This is a genomic window from Pseudomonas sp. NPDC089396 (genome assembly GCF_044749545.1).
In the GTDB taxonomy this organism is placed as follows: domain Bacteria; phylum Pseudomonadota; class Gammaproteobacteria; order Pseudomonadales; family Pseudomonadaceae; genus Aquipseudomonas.
The window spans coordinates 350372-366788 of sequence record NZ_JBIVIC010000004.1; the positions used below are offsets into that span (position 1 = coordinate 350372).

A 16417-nucleotide genomic window follows, 5' to 3' on the forward strand; every position below is an offset into this window, starting at 1 on the left:
TCTTATCAATACCGCGAATAATCAGGGTGCACCGCTTCGATTTCCATTCGCCCTGTCAATTCACCATGATGCACTCATCCTGACTGTCGATGAGTGCATCCATGTCCAACAAAACCCTGCTGCTCGCGTTCCTTCCTTTGCTCATGGCCCTGATCGCCGGCGCCGTCCTGCCTTTCCAGGCAGCGGGTAATGCGGCCGTCGGCCGTGCGCTGGGGCACTGGTTGTGGGGCGCGTTCACGTCGCTGACGGTCAGCTCACTGGTGGTCATCGCGGCGCTGCTGATTCTGCGGGTGCCCATGCCCGACCTGGGCAAGGCCCTGCAAGGCCCCTGGTGGCTGTGGATCGGCGGCGTACTGGGTGCCCTATACGTGGCGGGCGCTGCAGCCTTGATCCCTCGCTTGGGTACTGCGGGCTTTCTGGTACTGGTGGTGGCGGGGCAGATCCTCACTTCGGTGATCGTCGATCACTTCGGCCTGATGGGCGTCACCAGCAAGCCGATCAGCCTGGCCCGGGTTGCCGGGGTAGTGCTGATCCTGGCCGGGGTATTTCTGGTTCAGGGCAGTTGGGCGGCAAGCCCGGCGGGTAATGGCGCGGTCATTGCCAAACAGCCTGAAGGTTGATCATTGGCCGGGCTGGCTGCACGCCCATACCGCCTCTCGCAGCCAGCGATGGCCTGGATCGGTGTCCTTTCGCGCGTGCCAGGCTTGCTGATAGGCAAAGGTGGGAATGGGCAAGGGTGGGCTGAACTGGCGCAGGGTCTGGTACTGGCGCATCGGGCCAACGGCACGCTTGGCCACGGTCAGTACCAGGTCGGTGCCGCTCAGCACCTCGACCGCAGCACTCCAGTGCGGCAGCGCCAGGGCGATGCGCCGGCGCAAGCCCTGTGCGGCCAGGGCGCGTTCGATTTCGTCGTGGGCGTCCGGGCGCATGGCCATCAGCACGTGGGGGCGCGCCAGCCAGTCGTCGAGCGCCAGGCCACCCTTGGCGGGCAATACCTGGCGGTCGGCCACGCTGATGAAGCTGTCCTCGAACAGGGTTTGCGCGGTGATGGCTGGCGGCAGCTCAGGGAAGATGCCCAGGGCGAGGTCGAGTTCGCCATCCTGCAGTTGCGCCAGCATGGTCTCGCGACTGGCCTGGCTGATCGCCAGGTCGACACCTGGCGCCACCCGGCGCAGGTGACGGACCAACGGCGGCAGGATGATGCGCGAGGAGTAATCGGACAATGACAGGCGAAAGCGACGTTGCGCCTTAGCCGGGTCGAAATGCGGCGTGGCGAGCAGGCCGTTGAGGCTGCCCAGGGCGTCTTGCAGGGGCTTGGCCAAGGCCTGGGCACGCGCGCTCAGGGTCATTTGGCCATGCTGGCGGATCAGCAGGGGGTCGTCGAAATAGGTGCGCAATTGCGCCAGGGCGTGGCTGACCGCCGGCTGGCTGCGGTGCAGGCGCAGGGCGGCGCGGGTCACGTGCTTTTCGCTGAGCAGCGCATGCAGGGCCAGCAAGAGGTTGAGGTCGATCTTGCGCAGTTCATCCATGGGGCGAATGGTCGGGTGGCTTCGGGGGAGGTTGTATCAGCCTAACAGATGTATTGGCCTCATCGCCGGCAAGCCAGCTCCCACAGGTACAGCACAGACACTGAAATCTGTGTGGGAGCCGGCTTGCCGGCGATGAGGCCAGAACAGGCACAACGGCGTTATACTCGCGGCCCGTTTCACTGTAATCCGAGCATTCCCATGGGTCTCTCCGCAACCGCCACACCCGTACCGCGCCGCCTGGGCGCGCCCTTGATCGCCCTGGCCCTGCTGCTGGCCGGCGCCTGGTTCCTCAATCTCAACGCCGGTTTCAAGCAGGTGTTGCTGCTGAGCGTTGGCGCCGCCCTTGGCCTGACGCTCTACCACGCCGCCTTTGGCTTCACCTCGGCCTGGCGCGTGTTCATCAACGAACGACGCGGCGCAGGTCTGCGCGCGCAGATGGTCATGCTGACCCTGGCCGTGCTGTTGTTCTTCCCTGCACTGTCCGCTGGCAGCCTGTTCGGCAACCCCGTCACCGGGCTGGTAGCGCCGGCCGGGGTCTCGGTGGTGTTCGGGGCGTTCATTTTCGGTATCGGCATGCAATTGGGCGGCGGTTGCGCCTCCGGCACGCTGTTCACTGTCGGCGGCGGCAATGCGCGGATGCTGGTGACCCTGCTGTTCTTCATCATCGGCTCGGTCACCGCCACGCACCATGCTGACTGGTGGTTCGCACTGCCATCGTTCCCGGCCACCTCGATCGTTCAAGTCTGGGGTGTTGGCCCGGCGCTGCTGGCAAGCGTGGCAGTGTTTGCGCTGATCGCCTGGGCCACCGTGGTACTGGAACGGCGCCGCCACGGTGCCCTCGAAGCCCCAGTGAGCAGCGAACACCGGGGCCTGCGTCGCTTCCTGCGCGGTCCGTGGCCACTGCTCTGGGGTGCTGTCGCACTGGCGTTGCTGAACTACGCCACCCTGGCCCTGGCCGGGCGCCCATGGGGCATTACCTCGGCCTTCGCCCTGTGGGGTGCAAAGACCCTCTCCAGCCTGGGTGTGGACGTCGGCAGCTGGGTGTTCTGGCAGGCTCCGGCCAACGCCAAGGCCCTGGCCGCGCCATTGTGGCAAGACATCACCACGGTCATGGACATCGGCATCGTGCTCGGTGCGCTGCTGGCCGCAGGCCTGGCCGGCCGCTTCGCGCCGAGCCTTAAGATTCCGCTGCCGTCGCTGATCGCCGCGGTCATTGGTGGCCTGTTGCTGGGTTATGGCTCGCGCCTGGCCTACGGCTGCAATATTGGCGCCTATTTCAGCGGCATCGCCTCGGGCAGTGTGCATGGCTGGTTGTGGCTGGTGGCTGCCTACACCGGCAACCTGATTGGTGTGCGCCTGCGTCCGCTGTTCTTTGCCGGGGAGCGCCGGCCGGTGGCACTCACTGGCTGCTGAATAGATTGCTTCACCCGGTGCAGCAATCATCTGCACCTGCCCTGATTGTTCGATTCCCGCGGGCTAATTAGCCTGAGCCGATCTTGCACTCCCTCAAGGAATCGAACATGGCTACCCGTATCGTCCTCAGCGCCACCGGCGGCGCTGAGGTCATGCAACTCGAACACCTGCAAGCCCAGCAGCCCGGCCAGCAATGCATGCACAGTCTGCGCAACACAATTGCTTATCTTTCAGTGTCTTACGATCTTTTTCTGAACGGCGACTCACGCGCGCGGGTGCTACCGCAATGGCGCTGGGCGTGGCAGCAGGTATCTACTTGTGGTGCGCGACTCGGCACACCATTTTCTCGATCTAATATGAGAAATGTCTGTTAAGCATATGAAAAATATATAATTTATTTTTTGGCTAGCGCATGCTGAACACATTGCTCGTAGTAGGTTTGCTTGATCGCAGGCGGCTTCAATTGGGAGCGGCTGTTGTAGGTCTGTTCGGTAATGCCGAAGGCCGTCATGCGCATCCATGGCTTGGGGAACTTGCGCTTTTGCAGCTTATTGCGCGTAGCGTACAGGGTGACGCCGGAAAGCTTGGCCTGCTGGGCCTCGGCGGCAATCTGGGAACCCCAGTCACAGACCTGGCGATCATTCTGGCTCAGCGTCCTGGCGTGGGCGCCGAAGGCGGTCGAGGCCAGCAGGCAGCCGGCCATCGTTGCTAGAAATACTCGCATGTTGCTGTCCTAAGCATCTGAAGATTAAGGGAGTTTGCCTTCGCTTGAGATGCCTGGGGGCCAGTATTTTGCTAGTTAGGCCGTTGCGAGGTGCTGTGCGCACTGTTCGCTGCTGTGGAGCGCAGGCTGAATAGTGCCAAACCGGCGATCCACAGCACGGATACGCCATAATTCAGTCGTTGATACAGGCCGAAAAATTGGCCGCTTTGTGCGGCGTGCGCCATGAGGGCGACGGTACTGATAGACGCGATCACGCAAATCAGTGAAAACCACCCTAGTGGCAGTGAGTCAGCCTCGCACTTGCCGAGCCATGCCCAGAGGGCGGAAGCCATGGTCAGCGAGAGAAACATCAACATGCCGAAGAGGTTGTGCAGTTGCTGTGAGGGTGAGGGCTGAACAGGTGTGCAGTCCACGTCGCAGGAAAACCAGCCGGTACCAAGGCTGCCCAGACCATGTAACAGGATCAGCATGGCGCTCAGCAACGCCAGCCTGGAGCCCCGCCAGCGTCGAGCCAGGCCCCAGGCAAAAAGGGCAAATAGCAGGGCAAGCGGGTAGTTGTTGACCAGCGGCGACCAGTGCTGGGTGGGTGCGCCCTGAGCACCGAGCAGGCTCATAGCGTGTTGCAGGTGGTCGTAGCCAGGGTAGGCCTGGGCGGTGAGCCAGACGCCGAGCAGGAGCCAGAGGGGGATGAGCAGGCCACAGGTGAGCAGCGAGCGATCAAGTGTTTGCATGCTTGGGCTTCCTTCCATGGAAACGCATACAGTACCCGTGTTCAATGGCAATTGTCCTGTCTCTTGCACTGTGACAAATAGTGCATGTGCGTATGTGATCGTACAACTGCTTGCGTTATCATGACCGCTGTCTTTCGAGGTGAAATACAGGGACATGACAGAGCAGCAGATACAAGCACGGACCCGGCGCAAGCCGCGCAGTCTGGCCCAGGAACTGGTCACGGTGTTGACCGAGCGCATCCGCAGTGGCCAGCTCAAGCGCGGCGACAAACTGCCGACCGAATCGCAGATCATGGCCGAGGAAGGGGTCAGCCGCACCGTGGTGCGTGAGGCGATCTCGCGGCTGCAGGCCGCAGGCCAGGTAGAGACGCGCCACGGTATCGGCACCTTCGTGCTGGACATGCCTGCCACGGGCGGGTTCCGCATAGACCCCGCCACCGTGGTCACCTTGCGCGAAGTGTTGGCGGTGCTGGAACTGCGCATCGCCCTGGAGATCGAGTCCGCCGGCCTGGCCGCGCAGCGGCGCAGCGATGATGAGCTGGCCGGCATGCGTGCGGCGCTTGATGAGCTCAACGAAGGGGCCGCCCATGCCAACGATGCGGTGTCGGCGGATTTCCAGTTCCACCTGCGCATCGCCCAGGCCAGCGGCAACCATTATTTCGCCGACATCATCAACCACCTGGGCACCAGCATCATTCCACGGACCCGGCTCAATTCGGCGCGCCTGGCGCATGATGACCAGGCGCACTACATGGGCCGCCTGATGCATGAGCACGAAGCTATCTACGAGGCCATTGCCCGGCGCGACAGCGAGGGCGCGAAGATGGCCATGCGCATGCATTTGAGCAATAGCCGCGAGCGGTTGCGCCAGGCGCATGAAGAGGCCGAGGCGCAAGGGGTCTGATTTTCTCGCTGGCCATTGCGGCCCTATCGCCGGCAAGCCGACTCCCACAAGGATCACCTCGAACCCTGTGGGAGCCGGCTTGCCGGCGATAGGGCCAGTACAGACAAAAGAAAGCCCCGCATTTGCGGGGCTTCTTGCATCAGGGCACTCAGATTGCCCCATCACTCCACTGCCCATTCACCAGGCGCCGCAAGCCCAGCGGGTTGCCATCGCGCAGCGCCTCGGGCAGCAGCGCCTGCGGGTAGTTCTGGTAGCACACCGGGCGCAGGAAGCGGTCGATGGCCAAGGTGCCGACCGACGTCCCTCGGGCATCGGAAGTGGCCGGGTAAGGGCCGCCGTGCACCATCGCATCGCACACCTCGACACCGGTCGGGTAACCGTTGACCAGGATCCGGCCGACTTTCTCTTCCAGCAGCGGCACCAGCCAGGCAAAGGCTTCGAAGTCTTCCGGCTCGCCGATCAGCGTCGCGGTCAGCTGGCCGCGCAGGCCGAGCAGGGCGGCGCGCAGTTGCGCATTGTCCTGCACCTCGACCGCCACGGTGGTCGGGCCGAACACTTCTTCCTGCAGCAGTGGGTCGGCTTCCACCAGCAGACGGGCATCAGCCTTGAACAGCTGGGCACGCGCCTGGCTGCCTTGCTGGGGCTGGCCGGCCAGATGGGTAATGCCGGCGTGTGCCTGCAGGTGCTCCAGGCCGCCGACGTAGCTGCGCAGGCCTCCGACATTGAGCAAGGTCTGCCCGGCCTGGGCATCCAGGTGCTGGCCGAGGTCGGCAAGCAGCTGGCTGTACTGCGGCGATTGCAGACCGATCACCAGACCGGGGTTGGTGCAGAACTGGCCAGCACCCAGGCAGACCGAGCCGGCCAGCTCGCGGGCAATGGCGTCCCCGCGCTTGGCCAGGGCGCCGGGCAGGATGATCACCGGGTTGATGCTGGACATTTCAGCGAACACCGGAATCGGCTGCGGGCGCTCGGCGGCCATGCGGCACAGGGCATCACCGCCCTTGAGCGAGCCGGTAAAGCCGACTGCCTGGATCGCCGGGTGCTTGACCAGCCACTCGCCGACGCCACCCCCGAAGACCATGTTGAACACGCCCTTGGGCATGCCGGTACGTTCGGCGGCGCGCTGGATCGCACAGCCGACCAGGTCGGCGGTGGCCATGTGGCCGCTGTGCGCCTTGAACACCACCGGGCAGCCGGCGGCCAGGGCAGCAGCGGTGTCACCGCCGGCGGTGGAGAAGGCCAGCGGGAAGTTGCTGGCGCCGAACACCGCCACCGGGCCGACGCCAATGCGCATCTGGCGCAGGTCTACACGCGGCAGCGGCTGGCGCTCGGGCAGGGCCAGGTCGATGCGGGCACCCAGGTAGTCGCCACGGCGCAGTACCTGGGCGAACAGGCGCATCTGGCCGCTGGTGCGGCCACGTTCGCCCTGGATGCGCGCGGCAGGCAGGGCGGTTTCACGGCAGACGATGGCGACGAAGGCGTCGTCCAGTTCATCCAGCTCGGCGGCAATGGCGTCGAGGAATTCGGCGCGGCGCGCAGGCGCCAGCTGGCGGAATTCGGCGAAGGCTGCGGCGGCTGCCTGGGCGGCCTGGTCGACTTCGGCCTCGGTGGCCTGGGCGAAGCTGTAGGGCAGGGCCTCGCCGGTGGTGGCGTCCAGGCTCTGCAGGCGCTGAAGGCCGGCGGCGCTGCGCTGGCCGGCGATGAAGTTGTGGCCAAGAATCTCAGGCATGGGGTGCTCCGTTGATGAATGGGTTGATCGTGGTGTTGTGGGAGCCGGCTTGCCGGCGATCACCGGCAAAGCCGGTGCCACGCACCGCAGTGCCTGCATCGCCGGCAAGCCGGCTCCCACAGGTACCGCGTTGTCTGCTTCGCGGGACAAGCCCGCTCCCACAAGATCCGTGAGCAATCAGGTAATGGGGGCCGGATTGAACAGGGTGATGTCGTTGTGCAGACGGTGCTGTTCGGCCCAGGTCTGCTTGCGGCCGCTGGCCACGTCCAGGTAGTAGTGGAACAGCTCCCAGCCCAGCTCCTCGATGCTCGCCCGTCCACTGGCGATGCGCCCGGCGTCGATGTCGATCAGGTCGGGCCAGCGCTGGGCCAGTTCGGTGCGGGTGCAGACCTTGACCACCGGGGCCATGGCCAGGCCATAAGGCGTGCCGCGGCCGGTGGTGAACACGTGCAGGTTCATGCCGGCTGCCAGCTGCAAAGTGCCGCAGACGAAGTCGCTGGCCGGGGTGGCGCAGAAGATCAGGCCCTTGCGGTTGACACGCTCGCCCGGGCCGAGCACGCCCTGGATGGCGCCGCTGCCCGACTTGACGATCGAGCCGAGGGATTTCTCGACGATATTCGACAGGCCGCCTTTCTTGTTTCCAGGCGTGGTATTGGCACTGCGGTCGGCTGCGCCTTGCTGCAGGTAGCGGTCGTACCAGTCCATCTCACGCACCAGGGCGTCGGCGACTGCCTGGTTTTCGGCACGGGAGGTGAGCATGTAGATGGCATCGCGCACCTCGGTCACTTCCGAGAACAATACGGTGGCGCCGGCGCGCACCAGCAGGTCGGCGGCATAGCCCAGCGCCGGGTTGGCGGTAATGCCGGAGAACGCATCGCTGCCGCCGCACTGCATGCCCAGGATCAGTTCGCTGGCCGGCACGGTCTCGCGGCGGCGCTGGTCCAGCTTTTTCAGGCGGGTTTCGGCCAGGCCCATGATCTGCTCGATCATCTCGCTGAAACCGAGGCTGGCATCCTGCAGGCGGTACAGCCAGGGTTCGCTGAGGTCTACCGAGGGATCGTTGTCGTGCATCACCTGGCCGGCCTGCAGCTTCTCGCAGCCCAGGCTGATCACCAGCGCCTCGCCGCCCAGGTTGGGGTTGCGCGCCAGGTTGCGCACGGTGCGGATCGGGATGTAGGCGTCGCGGGCGTTGATCGCCACCCCGCAGCCGTAGCTGTGGGTGAGGGCGACCACGTCGTCGACGTTGGGGTACTTGGGCAGCAACTCGGCGCGGATGCGCTTGACCGCATGCTCCAGCACACCGGTCACGCATTGCACGGTGGTGGTGATGCCGAGGATGTTGCGGGTACCGACGGTGCCGTCGGCGTTGCGGTAGCCTTCGAAGGTGAAGCCTTCCAGCGGTGGCAAGGGGGCGGGCACCGCGTCGCAGCGGGGCAGGCTGTCCAGTTCCGGGGCGGCGGGCATGGCCAGCTGGCTTTCCTGTACCCAGCTGCCCTGGCGCAGGTCTTCCAGGGCGTAGCCGATGATCTGGCCGTAGCGGCGCACCGGCTCGCCCTTGGCGATAGGCACGGTAGCGACCTTGTGGCTCTGCGGCACGCCCTCGACCAGGGTCAGGCCGTCGGCGAAGCGGGCGCCTTCGCCCAGGCCACCGTCGTTGACCACCACCACGACGTTATCGTCGTCGTGCAGGCGGACGTAGCGCGGCGAGTCGGAATGTTCGATCAACTGCATGATGGGGCCCTGTCTGTCATATGTGCTCAGGCTTTGTACTGCTGCCCGCGCCCGGGGTCGCCGGGGCGGGCGTGTTCACTCAGTGACGCGTGTCGGCCAGCTCGCCGCTGGCGGCAGGCTGGGTTTCAGGCTTTGCGTCGTCACGCAACTCGATACGCTTGATCGGGCCGACGATCACCAGGTAGCTGAACACCGCCACCAAGGCGTTGGCACCCACGTAGACCAGGGCCCACTTGAACGAACCGGTGGCGCTGATGATGTAGCCGATGACGATCGGCGTGGTGATCGAGGCGATGTTGCCGAAGGTGTTGAACAGGCCACCGGAAAGCCCGGCGATCTGCTTGGGCGAGGTGTCGGCGACCACCGCCCAGCCCAGTGCACCGATGCCCTTGCCGAAGAAGGCCAGGGTCATGAAGCCGACCACCATCCACTCGGCGTCGACGTAGTTGCAGAACACCATGGTGGTCGACAGCAGCAGGCCGCAGACGATCGGCAGCTTGCGCGAGAAGGTCAGCGAATTGCCACGGCGCAGCAGCCAGTCCGAGATCACCCCGCCGAGCACGCCGCCAATGAAGCCGCACACTGCAGGCAGCGAGGCGATGAAGCCGGCCTTGAGGATGGTCATGCCGCGTTCCTGCACCAGGTACACCGGGAACCAGGTCAGGAAGAAGTAGGTGATGGCATTGATGCAGTACTGGCCCAGGTACACGCCCAGGAGCATGCGACTGGTCAGCAGCTGCTTGATGTAGCCCCATTTCGGGCCGTCGTTGCCGCGTTTCTGGTCCATGTCCACCAGGCCACCGTTCTGCTCGATGTGTTCGAGCTCGGCGGGGCTGATGCGCGGGTGCTGGCGCGGGTTGTGGATGGTCTTGAGCCAGACCATGGAGAACACGATGCCCAGTGCGCCCATGACCACGAACACATGCTCCCAACCGAAGCTGAACACGATCCAGCCCATGATTGGCGCGAACAGCGCGGTGGCGAAGTATTGCGCCGAGTTGAAGATCGCCGATGCCGTGCCCCGTTCCTGCGTGGGGAACCAGGCCGCGACGATACGGGCATTGCCCGGGAACGACGGGGCTTCGGCGAAACCGACCAGAAAGCGCAGGGTGAACAGGGTGACCACCGCCCAGGCTACCGGCAGGCCGCCGACAAAACCTTGCAACAGGGTGAACAGCGACCAGGTGAAGATGCTGAAGGCGTAGACGTTCTTCGAACCGAAGCGGTCCAGCAGCCAGCCGCCCGGAATCTGGCCAGCCACGTAGGCCCAGCCGAAGGCGGAGAAGATATAACCGAGGGTGACGGCGTCGATGCCAAGGTCTTTCTGCAGGCTGGAGCCTGCGATGGCGATGGTGGCTCGGTCGGCATAGTTGATCGTGGTCACCAGAAACAGCATGAACAGGATCAGGTAGCGCACATGCGTTTTTTTCGTCGCTTGCATGCTGGCAATACTCCCACTAGTTATTTTTGTGCGGGCTCACGAGTTGTAGCCGGAGTGGGGGCAGCCCACTCCGGGTGCGGCTATGGCAGGCCGCGGGGTGCGCTTATTGCGGACCCATCTTGTCCATCAGTGCTGCGAGCATTTCGTACTCTTCGGCGGTCAGGTCGGTCAGCGGCGTGCGCACCGGGCCCGCGTCATAACCGGCGATCCGGGCGCCAGCCTTGACGATGCTCACGGCGTAGCCGGCCTTGCGGTTGCGGATGTCCAGGTACGGCAGGAAGAAATCGTCGATCAGCTTGGCCACGGTGGCGTGATCGTCACGGGCGATCGCGTGGTAGAAGTCCATCGCGGTCTTGGGCACGAAGTTGAATACCGCCGAGGAGTATACCGGCACGCCCAGTGCCTTGTAGGCCGCAGCATACACCTCGGCGGTCGGCAGGCCACCCAGGTAGCTGAAGCGGTCACCCAGGCGGCGACGAATCGACACCATCAGCTCGATGTCGCCCAGGCCGTCCTTGTAGCCGATCAGGTTAGGGCAGCGTTCGGCGAGTTTTTCCAGCAGGTCGGCGTTCAGGCGGCAGACGTTGCGGTTGTACACCACCACACCGATGTTCACCGATTTGCACACGGCTTCGACGTGGGCGGCAACGCCGTCCTGGCTGGCTTCGGTCAGGTAATGCGGCAGCAGCAGCAGGCCCTTGGCGCCCAGGCGCTCGGCTTCTTGCGCGTATTCGATGGCCTGGCGGGTGGAGCCACCGACGCCGGCGAGGATCGGCACCGACTTGGCGCAGGTGTCGACCGCGGTCTTGATCACCTGGCTGTATTCGCTGGCGGCCAGGGAGAAGAACTCACCGGTGCCACCGGCGGCGAACAGGGCACTGGCGCCGTAAGGGGCCAGCCACTCCAGGCGCTTGATGTAGCCAGCCTGGTTGAAGTCGCCCTGGGCGTTGAAATCGGTGACCGGGAAAGACAGCAGGCCGTGGGAGAGGATGGATTGCAGTTCTTGTGGGTTCATTGTTGTAAGCATCCTGTGGCGCTTGGGGTGTAGGGGTGTCGTGCTGCGATGGAGGTAAGTTATCGTACAACCAGTACGATGACTAGTCCTCCTTGGGAAATTTTTTGCTGTTGCTGGAGTGCGACCTTTCGCAGGTATCCTGCAGGTCTTGAAGGCTGTGGGTTCTATGTGGGAGCCGGCTTGCCGGCGATAGGGCAGGCTGTCGCTTTGCTTGCTCCGGCCTCATCGCCGGCAAGCCGGCTCCCACAGGGATCGAGCGCGCTTTTGAATTTTGAGTCGACACGACAGAAGCTGAGCACAGGGTTCAGTCATCGTATCTCTTGGGAGGGGTAAAAAACGATCGCGGAGACAGGCACAAGCCCGCCGCCCGCTTCCACGGGAAGTGTTCTGGGACCAGCAGAGGGTGACCGGGGAAGCGGGGGCGACCTTGCGCCGCCCCGCGATCAAAGCTAACGAAGCTGAGTGTCAGGCCGCCTGTTGGCGCTTGACCTGGGACTTGCGCACTTGGGCGCGGCAGGCGTCGCCGAAGGCCTGGAAGATCTTGATCGAATCAGGGTTCTTGGCCGCTTGCCACTCCGGGTGCCACTGCACGGCGAACAGGAAGGGCGAAATGCTTGGCGCATGAATCGCTTCGACCAGGCCGTCTTCGGCAAGGGCGATCGGCTCGATGCCGGCGCCGAGGTTGCGCAGGCCCTGGCCATGCAGCGAGTTCACGCGAATCTCGTCGGTGCCAAGGGTGTCACGCAGCCAGCTGCCTGGCTTGATCTTCACGCCATGCACCTGGGCGTACTGCACTTCGACCGGGTCTTCCGGGTTTTCCCGGTGGTCGTTGAAGCCAGGTTCTGCGTAGACCTTCTGGTAGATATCACCACCCAGGGCCACGTTGATTTCCTGCATGCCACGGCAGATACCGAAGATCGGCAGGCCGCGCGCGATCGCCGCCTTCACCAGCGGAATATCGAACAGGTCGCGGTTGACGTCCTGGCCTTTGCCTGGAGTCTGGTTTTCCTGGCCGTACAGGCTCGGCTCGATGTTGCTGCCGGCACCGGTCAGGTACACGCCGTCGGCCATGTCCAGATAGGTCTCGAGGTCTTCGATGCCACAGCAGGTGGGCACCAGCACCGGGACGCAATCGGAGAACTCGACCAGCGGGGTGATGTATTTGTGGGTCATGACCTGATAGTCATGGCCTTTGCGCTCTTGGCTGCCCATGGTCATCAGGACGACGGGTTTGCGCAGGGAGGGTTTCTTGTTGCCAATGTTGCTGTTGGACATATGTCACCTTATGACAGGTTCGACCTGCCGTTGTTGTGCAGGTGCACGGCGCGGGGCCTGGTGTGTCACCTGAAGTCCCGAGCACTGCCGGCTCGTCAGAGGCGACGATTCCGGTCGGGGCTTGTTGATAGCTTGCCAGAGCCGTTCGATATGTCAAACGGCTGAAGGGGCCGTGGGAAGGGGTTTTGCGCCGAATTTCGGGGGGTAAAACCCTTGCGAGCCTGAGGCGGCAAGGGTTTGGCAGGGGGTGAGGTCAATAATATTTAACGACGCAGTTGGATCATTGCAGCCGTGCAATAAAGGGGGCCTTGCGCCCCCATCGCCGGCAAGCCGTCTCCCACACCCTGTAGGAGCCGGCTTGCCGGCGATAGGGCCAGTGCAGTCAATGAAGAATCTGCGCCAGGAACCCCTTGGCCCGCGCCGTACGCGGTTGGTTGAAGAACACTTCCGGCGGGCTGTCCTCGATGATCTGGCCACCCTCCAGGAACAGCACCCGCTCCGCTACCTGCCGGGCAAAGCCCATCTCGTGAGTGACGCAGAGCATGGTCATGCCGGTATCGGCCAGTTGCACCAGCACATCCAGCACCTCGGCGACCATCTCCGGGTCAAGCGCCGACGTCGGTTCGTCAAACAGCATGATCCTCGGCTTCATGCACAGCGCCCGGGCGATCGCCACCCGCTGTTGCTGGCCACCGGAGAGCTGGCTGGGGTATTTGTGCGCCTGGCTTTCGATACCGACCTTGCTCAGGTACATCCGTGCCCGTTCCTCGGCATCCTTGCGCGACAGGCCGCGCACGCTGGTGGGTGCCAGCAGGCAGTTGTCGAGCACGCTCATGTGCGGGAACAGGTTGAAATGCTGGAATACCATGCCGATTTCGCTGCGCACCTGGGCAGCCTGGCGCGTGGTGGCGGCAAGGTCGGTGCCTGCTACCTGGATGCTGCCCTTTTGGGCCACTTCCAGGCGGTTGATGCAGCGAATCAGGGTGGACTTGCCCGAGCCGGACGGGCCACACAGGACGATGCGCTCGCCCTCGCGCACCTGCAGGTCGATGTCGCGCAGTACATGGAAGGCGCCGTAGTGCTTGTTCAGGCCCTCGATGCGGATCAATACCGGGCGTGGGTCGGGTTCGGGGGCAAGGCTGGCAACGCTCAGAGGGGCGGTCATGTTGTTGTTCTCCCGCAGGGTTTCAGTCGAAACGTGCCGCGCTGTAAGGCGCAGGGTCGGTGAAAGGGCGCTCGCCGGTCAGCAGCTCGGCCAGCAGGCGGCCGCTGACAGGGCCCAGGGTCAGGCCGTGGTGGGCGTGGCCGAAGTTGAACCACAGACCCTTGTGTCGTGGCGCCGGGCCGATCACCGGGCGCATGTCCGGCAGGCATGGGCGGCGGCCCAGCCAAGGCTTGTCGTCCAGGCGCTCGCCCAGGGCCGGGAACAGCTTGCGGGCCAGGGCTTCGCAGCGTTCGAGCTGGATTTCGTTGCCCGGCGCATTGCTGGCGGCGAACTCGATACCGGTGGTCAGGCGCACGCCGCGGGCCATGGGCGCCAGCACGTAGCCGCCCTGGGTGTCGCAGATCGCGTGCTGCAGCTGCGCGTTGCCCTGGGTGGCGTAGTGCATGTGATAGCCGCGCTTGATGCCCAGCGGAATCTGGTAGCCCAGGTGCTGGTAAAGGTCGGCCGATTGCGGGCCCAGGCAGGCCACCACTTCGTCGGCGGTGATCGGCCCGCGCTGGCTCTCGACTTGCCACTGGCCGCCGACCTGGCGCAGGGTGCGCGCGTCACCGTGAAGGAACTGCCCGCCACGCTGGACGAACAGCCCGGCGTAGCCACGGGTCAGGGCGCCAGGGTTGTTCACGGTTTTCGGGTCAAGCCAGTGGATGCCGCCGACCACGGCGCTGTCGAGCTGATGTTCGCGCCCCTGCAGCTGGCCACGTTCAAGGACTTCGTACTGCAGGCCGTAGCGAGCCAGCCCCTTGAGCTCGGCCTTGGCCCGTTCGAACAGTGCCGGGTCGCGGTACACCTCGATCCAGCCCTTGGCTTGCACCAGCCCTTGCAGGCCGGCCGCGTCGATGAAGGCGTCGTGCTCTTCGACGCAGCGCTGCACCAGCGGCAGCATGTCGGCGGCTGCGCTGGCCAGGCGTCTAGGCGCCGACTGCTGCCAGTAGCGCAGCAGCCAGGGCGCGGCCTTGGGCAAGTGCAGCAGGCTGTAGCGCACATCCGGCTGACGGTTCAGGCCGTAGCGCAGCAGGGCGCCGAATTGGCGGGGGAAAGCGTAGGGGATCACGCTGGAGCGCTCGATCAGCCCGGCATTGCCATGGCTGGTGCCGCTGCCGGGTTGGTCGCGGTCGATCAGGATCACCTGTCGCCCGCGAGCCTGCAGGTGCAGCGCGGTACTGACGCCAACGATGCCGGCGCCGAGGACAAGGGTTTGGCAGTGCATGGAGGTATCCTTCGGTCAGTTCAGGTGGCGGCCCAGGCGGGCTTCCAGGTGTTTGAGCAGGCGCCGCACCAGCTCCACGACCACCAGGTAGAGCACGGCGGCCCACAGGTAGATCTGGAAGTCGAAGCTGCGCGAGAAGGCCAGCTTGGTCACGCCCATCAGGTCGTAGATCGTCACCAGCGAGGCGATGGCGCTGGCCTTGATCATCAGGATCAGCTCGTTGCCCAGCGGGCCGATGGCCACCAGCAACGATTGCGGTAGGATCACCTTGAAGAAGGTGGTCGAGCGTTTCAGGTTCAGTGCCCGCGCGGCTTCGTACTGCCCCGGGGCCACGGCCATCAGGCTGCCGCGGAAGATCTCGGCCTGGTAGGCGGCGGTGTTCAGGGTGAAGGCCAGCAAAGTGCAGAACCAGGCTTCGCGGAAGAACCACCAGAGGCCGACGTCCTGCCAGAAGCCCTTGAGCGAACCGAGGCCGTAGTACAGCAGAAACAGCTGGGCCAGCAGCGGCGAGCCGCGGAAGAAGTAGATGTAGCCCGCCGCCAGGCGTTGCAGCAGCAGATTGCGCGACAGGCGGGCCAGGGCCAGCAGCAGGCCGAGCACGGCCCCCAGGCTGAAGGAAATCGCCACCAGCTTGGCGGTCACCAGCAAGCCATCGACGAAGCGCGGGCCATAGCGCTCCAGCAGGTCAGGGTCGAGGACCAGGCTCAGCAGTTGTTCGGCACTCATGCGCGTGCTCCTTGCAGGTGGCGGTTGCTGCGCCGTTCGATGTAGGCGAAGACCCGCCCCGACAGTGCCGAGAACAGCAGGTAGCCCACGCAGGCGACGCCATAGAAGAACATCGGTTCCTTGGTCACGCTGACCGCGAGGTTGGTCTGTCGCATCAGGTCGACCAGCGAGATGGTCGACACCAGCGAGGTGTCCTTGAGCAGCGACAGCCAGTTGTTGGAAAGGCCCGGCAGGGCGATGCGCGTCAACTGGGGCAGCACCACCTTGAAGAACGCCGTGCGCTTGCCCAGGCCCAGCGCCGAGCAGGCTTCCAGCTGGCCTTTGGGCAGGGTCTTGAAGGCAGCCAGCCAGATTTCGCTGGAAAACGCCGCGAACACCAGGCTGAAGGCGATCATCGCGGCGAGGAAGGTGTTGATCAGGAACTCGCCTTCATAGCCCATGGCGGCCAGCAGTTTCTGGGCGGCGATCTGGCAGCCGTAGTAGATGATCAGCAGGGTCAGCAGTTCGGGCAGGCCCCGAAATACCGTGGAGAAGGTAGTGGCCCAGGCGCGCGGCAGGCGTTTGCGCGAACGGGCCGCCAGGGCCACGATCAGGCCCAGTGGCAGGCCGATGGGCAGGCAGGCGAGGGCCAGCGACACGGTGACCAGGGCACCGGCCAGCAGCGCCTGGCCCCAGCCACCACTGGCGAAGGACAGCAAGGACAATTGGTCGAGCATGACATACCCCTTGAATGGACTGCTCCAAGCGCGGACTCTGTAGGAGCGGCC

The 16417-nt window shown here is 64.6% G+C and carries 16 protein-coding genes; 4 read left to right on the plus strand and 12 right to left on the minus strand.

What is annotated here, in order from left to right; all coding sequences use genetic code 11:
- Positions 1-101: 101 nt before the first annotated feature.
- Complete coding sequence (locus tag ACIPZB_RS09810) at positions 102-620, plus strand: DMT family transporter (RefSeq protein WP_400640040.1); 519 nt, start codon at positions 102-104, stop codon at positions 618-620.
- Here ACIPZB_RS09810 and ACIPZB_RS09815 read toward each other — a convergent pair whose 3' ends face one another.
- Entirely contained in the window at positions 621-1529 is a 909-nt protein-coding gene (locus ACIPZB_RS09815; protein WP_400640041.1) for a LysR family transcriptional regulator, read from the minus strand.
- A 198-nt stretch (positions 1530-1727) separates the two neighbouring features.
- On the opposite strand from ACIPZB_RS09815, the gene ACIPZB_RS09820 reads away from it, so the two are divergent.
- Together ACIPZB_RS09820 and ACIPZB_RS09825 are read left to right on the plus strand one after the other, a co-directional pair.
- Positions 1728-2942, plus strand: a complete 1215-nt coding sequence (locus ACIPZB_RS09820; RefSeq protein WP_400640042.1) for a YeeE/YedE family protein — start codon at positions 1728-1730, stop codon at positions 2940-2942.
- A gap of 107 nt (positions 2943-3049) precedes the next feature.
- Entirely contained in the window at positions 3050-3316 is a 267-nt protein-coding gene (locus ACIPZB_RS09825; RefSeq protein WP_400640043.1) for a hypothetical protein, read from the plus strand.
- A gap of 20 nt (positions 3317-3336) precedes the next feature.
- Here ACIPZB_RS09825 and ACIPZB_RS09830 read toward each other — a convergent pair whose 3' ends face one another.
- Both ACIPZB_RS09830 and ACIPZB_RS09835 read right to left on the minus strand, forming a co-directional pair.
- On the minus strand, positions 3337-3666 hold the full coding sequence (locus tag ACIPZB_RS09830; protein ID WP_008098255.1) for a hypothetical protein: 330 nt from the start codon (positions 3664-3666) through the stop codon (positions 3337-3339).
- 71 nt (positions 3667-3737) lie between these two features.
- Positions 3738-4397, minus strand: coding sequence for a DUF998 domain-containing protein (locus tag ACIPZB_RS09835; protein WP_400640044.1), 660 nt, complete (start codon positions 4395-4397; stop codon positions 3738-3740).
- A gap of 154 nt (positions 4398-4551) precedes the next feature.
- On the opposite strand from ACIPZB_RS09835, the gene ACIPZB_RS09840 reads away from it, so the two are divergent.
- A complete protein-coding gene (locus ACIPZB_RS09840; protein WP_400640045.1) occupies positions 4552-5301 on the plus strand; it encodes a FadR/GntR family transcriptional regulator in 750 nt (249 codons plus the stop codon).
- 148 nt (positions 5302-5449) lie between these two features.
- Here ACIPZB_RS09840 and ACIPZB_RS09845 read toward each other — a convergent pair whose 3' ends face one another.
- From ACIPZB_RS09845 to ACIPZB_RS09885, 9 genes are all read right to left on the minus strand, one after another.
- Positions 5450-7030, minus strand: coding sequence for an aldehyde dehydrogenase (NADP(+)) (locus ACIPZB_RS09845; RefSeq protein WP_400640046.1), 1581 nt, complete (start codon positions 7028-7030; stop codon positions 5450-5452).
- A gap of 177 nt (positions 7031-7207) precedes the next feature.
- Positions 7208-8761 (minus strand): galactarate dehydratase, encoded by a 1554-nt coding sequence (gene garD / locus ACIPZB_RS09850; protein WP_400640047.1) that lies wholly within the window; start codon positions 8759-8761, stop codon positions 7208-7210.
- Between the two features lie 79 nt (positions 8762-8840).
- On the minus strand, positions 8841-10202 hold the full coding sequence (locus ACIPZB_RS09855) for an MFS transporter (RefSeq protein WP_400640048.1): 1362 nt from the start codon (positions 10200-10202) through the stop codon (positions 8841-8843).
- 103 nt (positions 10203-10305) lie between these two features.
- Positions 10306-11217, minus strand: coding sequence for a 5-dehydro-4-deoxyglucarate dehydratase (gene kdgD, locus ACIPZB_RS09860; protein WP_400640049.1), 912 nt, complete (start codon positions 11215-11217; stop codon positions 10306-10308).
- A 465-nt stretch (positions 11218-11682) separates the two neighbouring features.
- On the minus strand, positions 11683-12492 hold the full coding sequence (locus tag ACIPZB_RS09865) for a gamma-glutamyl-gamma-aminobutyrate hydrolase family protein (protein WP_400640050.1): 810 nt from the start codon (positions 12490-12492) through the stop codon (positions 11683-11685).
- A gap of 382 nt (positions 12493-12874) precedes the next feature.
- On the minus strand, positions 12875-13657 hold the full coding sequence (locus tag ACIPZB_RS09870) for an amino acid ABC transporter ATP-binding protein (protein WP_400640051.1): 783 nt from the start codon (positions 13655-13657) through the stop codon (positions 12875-12877).
- A 22-nt stretch (positions 13658-13679) separates the two neighbouring features.
- The gene (locus ACIPZB_RS09875; protein WP_400640052.1) at positions 13680-14924 is read right to left on the minus strand and encodes an FAD-dependent oxidoreductase; all 1245 of its coding nucleotides are present in this window, start codon (positions 14922-14924) and stop codon (positions 13680-13682) included.
- Positions 14925-14939: 15 nt separating this feature from the next.
- On the minus strand, positions 14940-15650 hold the full coding sequence (locus ACIPZB_RS09880) for an ABC transporter permease (RefSeq protein WP_008091370.1): 711 nt from the start codon (positions 15648-15650) through the stop codon (positions 14940-14942).
- Entirely contained in the window at positions 15647-16366 is a 720-nt protein-coding gene (locus tag ACIPZB_RS09885; protein WP_400640053.1) for an ABC transporter permease, read from the minus strand. Before ACIPZB_RS09885 ends, ACIPZB_RS09880 begins: the two co-directional genes overlap by 4 nt.
- Between the last annotated feature and the right edge of the window lie 51 nt (positions 16367-16417).

Coding starts and splice junctions, on each gene's coding strand:
- ACIPZB_RS09810 (WP_400640040.1), top strand. CDS start 102: ATGTCCAACAAAACCCTGCTGCTCGCGTTCCTTCCTTTGCTCATGGCC.
- ACIPZB_RS09815 (WP_400640041.1), bottom strand. CDS start 1,529: ATGGATGAACTGCGCAAGATCGACCTCAACCTCTTGCTGGCCCTGCAT.
- ACIPZB_RS09820 (WP_400640042.1), top strand. CDS start 1,728: ATGGGTCTCTCCGCAACCGCCACACCCGTACCGCGCCGCCTGGGCGCG.
- ACIPZB_RS09825 (WP_400640043.1), top strand. CDS start 3,050: ATGGCTACCCGTATCGTCCTCAGCGCCACCGGCGGCGCTGAGGTCATG.
- ACIPZB_RS09830 (WP_008098255.1), bottom strand. CDS start 3,666: ATGCGAGTATTTCTAGCAACGATGGCCGGCTGCCTGCTGGCCTCGACC.
- ACIPZB_RS09835 (WP_400640044.1), bottom strand. CDS start 4,397: ATGCAAACACTTGATCGCTCGCTGCTCACCTGTGGCCTGCTCATCCCC.
- ACIPZB_RS09840 (WP_400640045.1), top strand. CDS start 4,552: ATGACAGAGCAGCAGATACAAGCACGGACCCGGCGCAAGCCGCGCAGT.
- ACIPZB_RS09845 (WP_400640046.1), bottom strand. CDS start 7,030: ATGCCTGAGATTCTTGGCCACAACTTCATCGCCGGCCAGCGCAGCGCC.
- garD (WP_400640047.1), bottom strand. CDS start 8,761: ATGCAGTTGATCGAACATTCCGACTCGCCGCGCTACGTCCGCCTGCAC.
- ACIPZB_RS09855 (WP_400640048.1), bottom strand. CDS start 10,202: ATGCAAGCGACGAAAAAAACGCATGTGCGCTACCTGATCCTGTTCATG.
- kdgD (WP_400640049.1), bottom strand. CDS start 11,217: ATGAACCCACAAGAACTGCAATCCATCCTCTCCCACGGCCTGCTGTCT.
- ACIPZB_RS09865 (WP_400640050.1), bottom strand. CDS start 12,492: ATGTCCAACAGCAACATTGGCAACAAGAAACCCTCCCTGCGCAAACCC.
- ACIPZB_RS09870 (WP_400640051.1), bottom strand. CDS start 13,657: ATGACCGCCCCTCTGAGCGTTGCCAGCCTTGCCCCCGAACCCGACCCA.
- ACIPZB_RS09875 (WP_400640052.1), bottom strand. CDS start 14,924: ATGCACTGCCAAACCCTTGTCCTCGGCGCCGGCATCGTTGGCGTCAGT.
- ACIPZB_RS09880 (WP_008091370.1), bottom strand. CDS start 15,650: ATGAGTGCCGAACAACTGCTGAGCCTGGTCCTCGACCCTGACCTGCTG.
- ACIPZB_RS09885 (WP_400640053.1), bottom strand. CDS start 16,366: ATGCTCGACCAATTGTCCTTGCTGTCCTTCGCCAGTGGTGGCTGGGGC.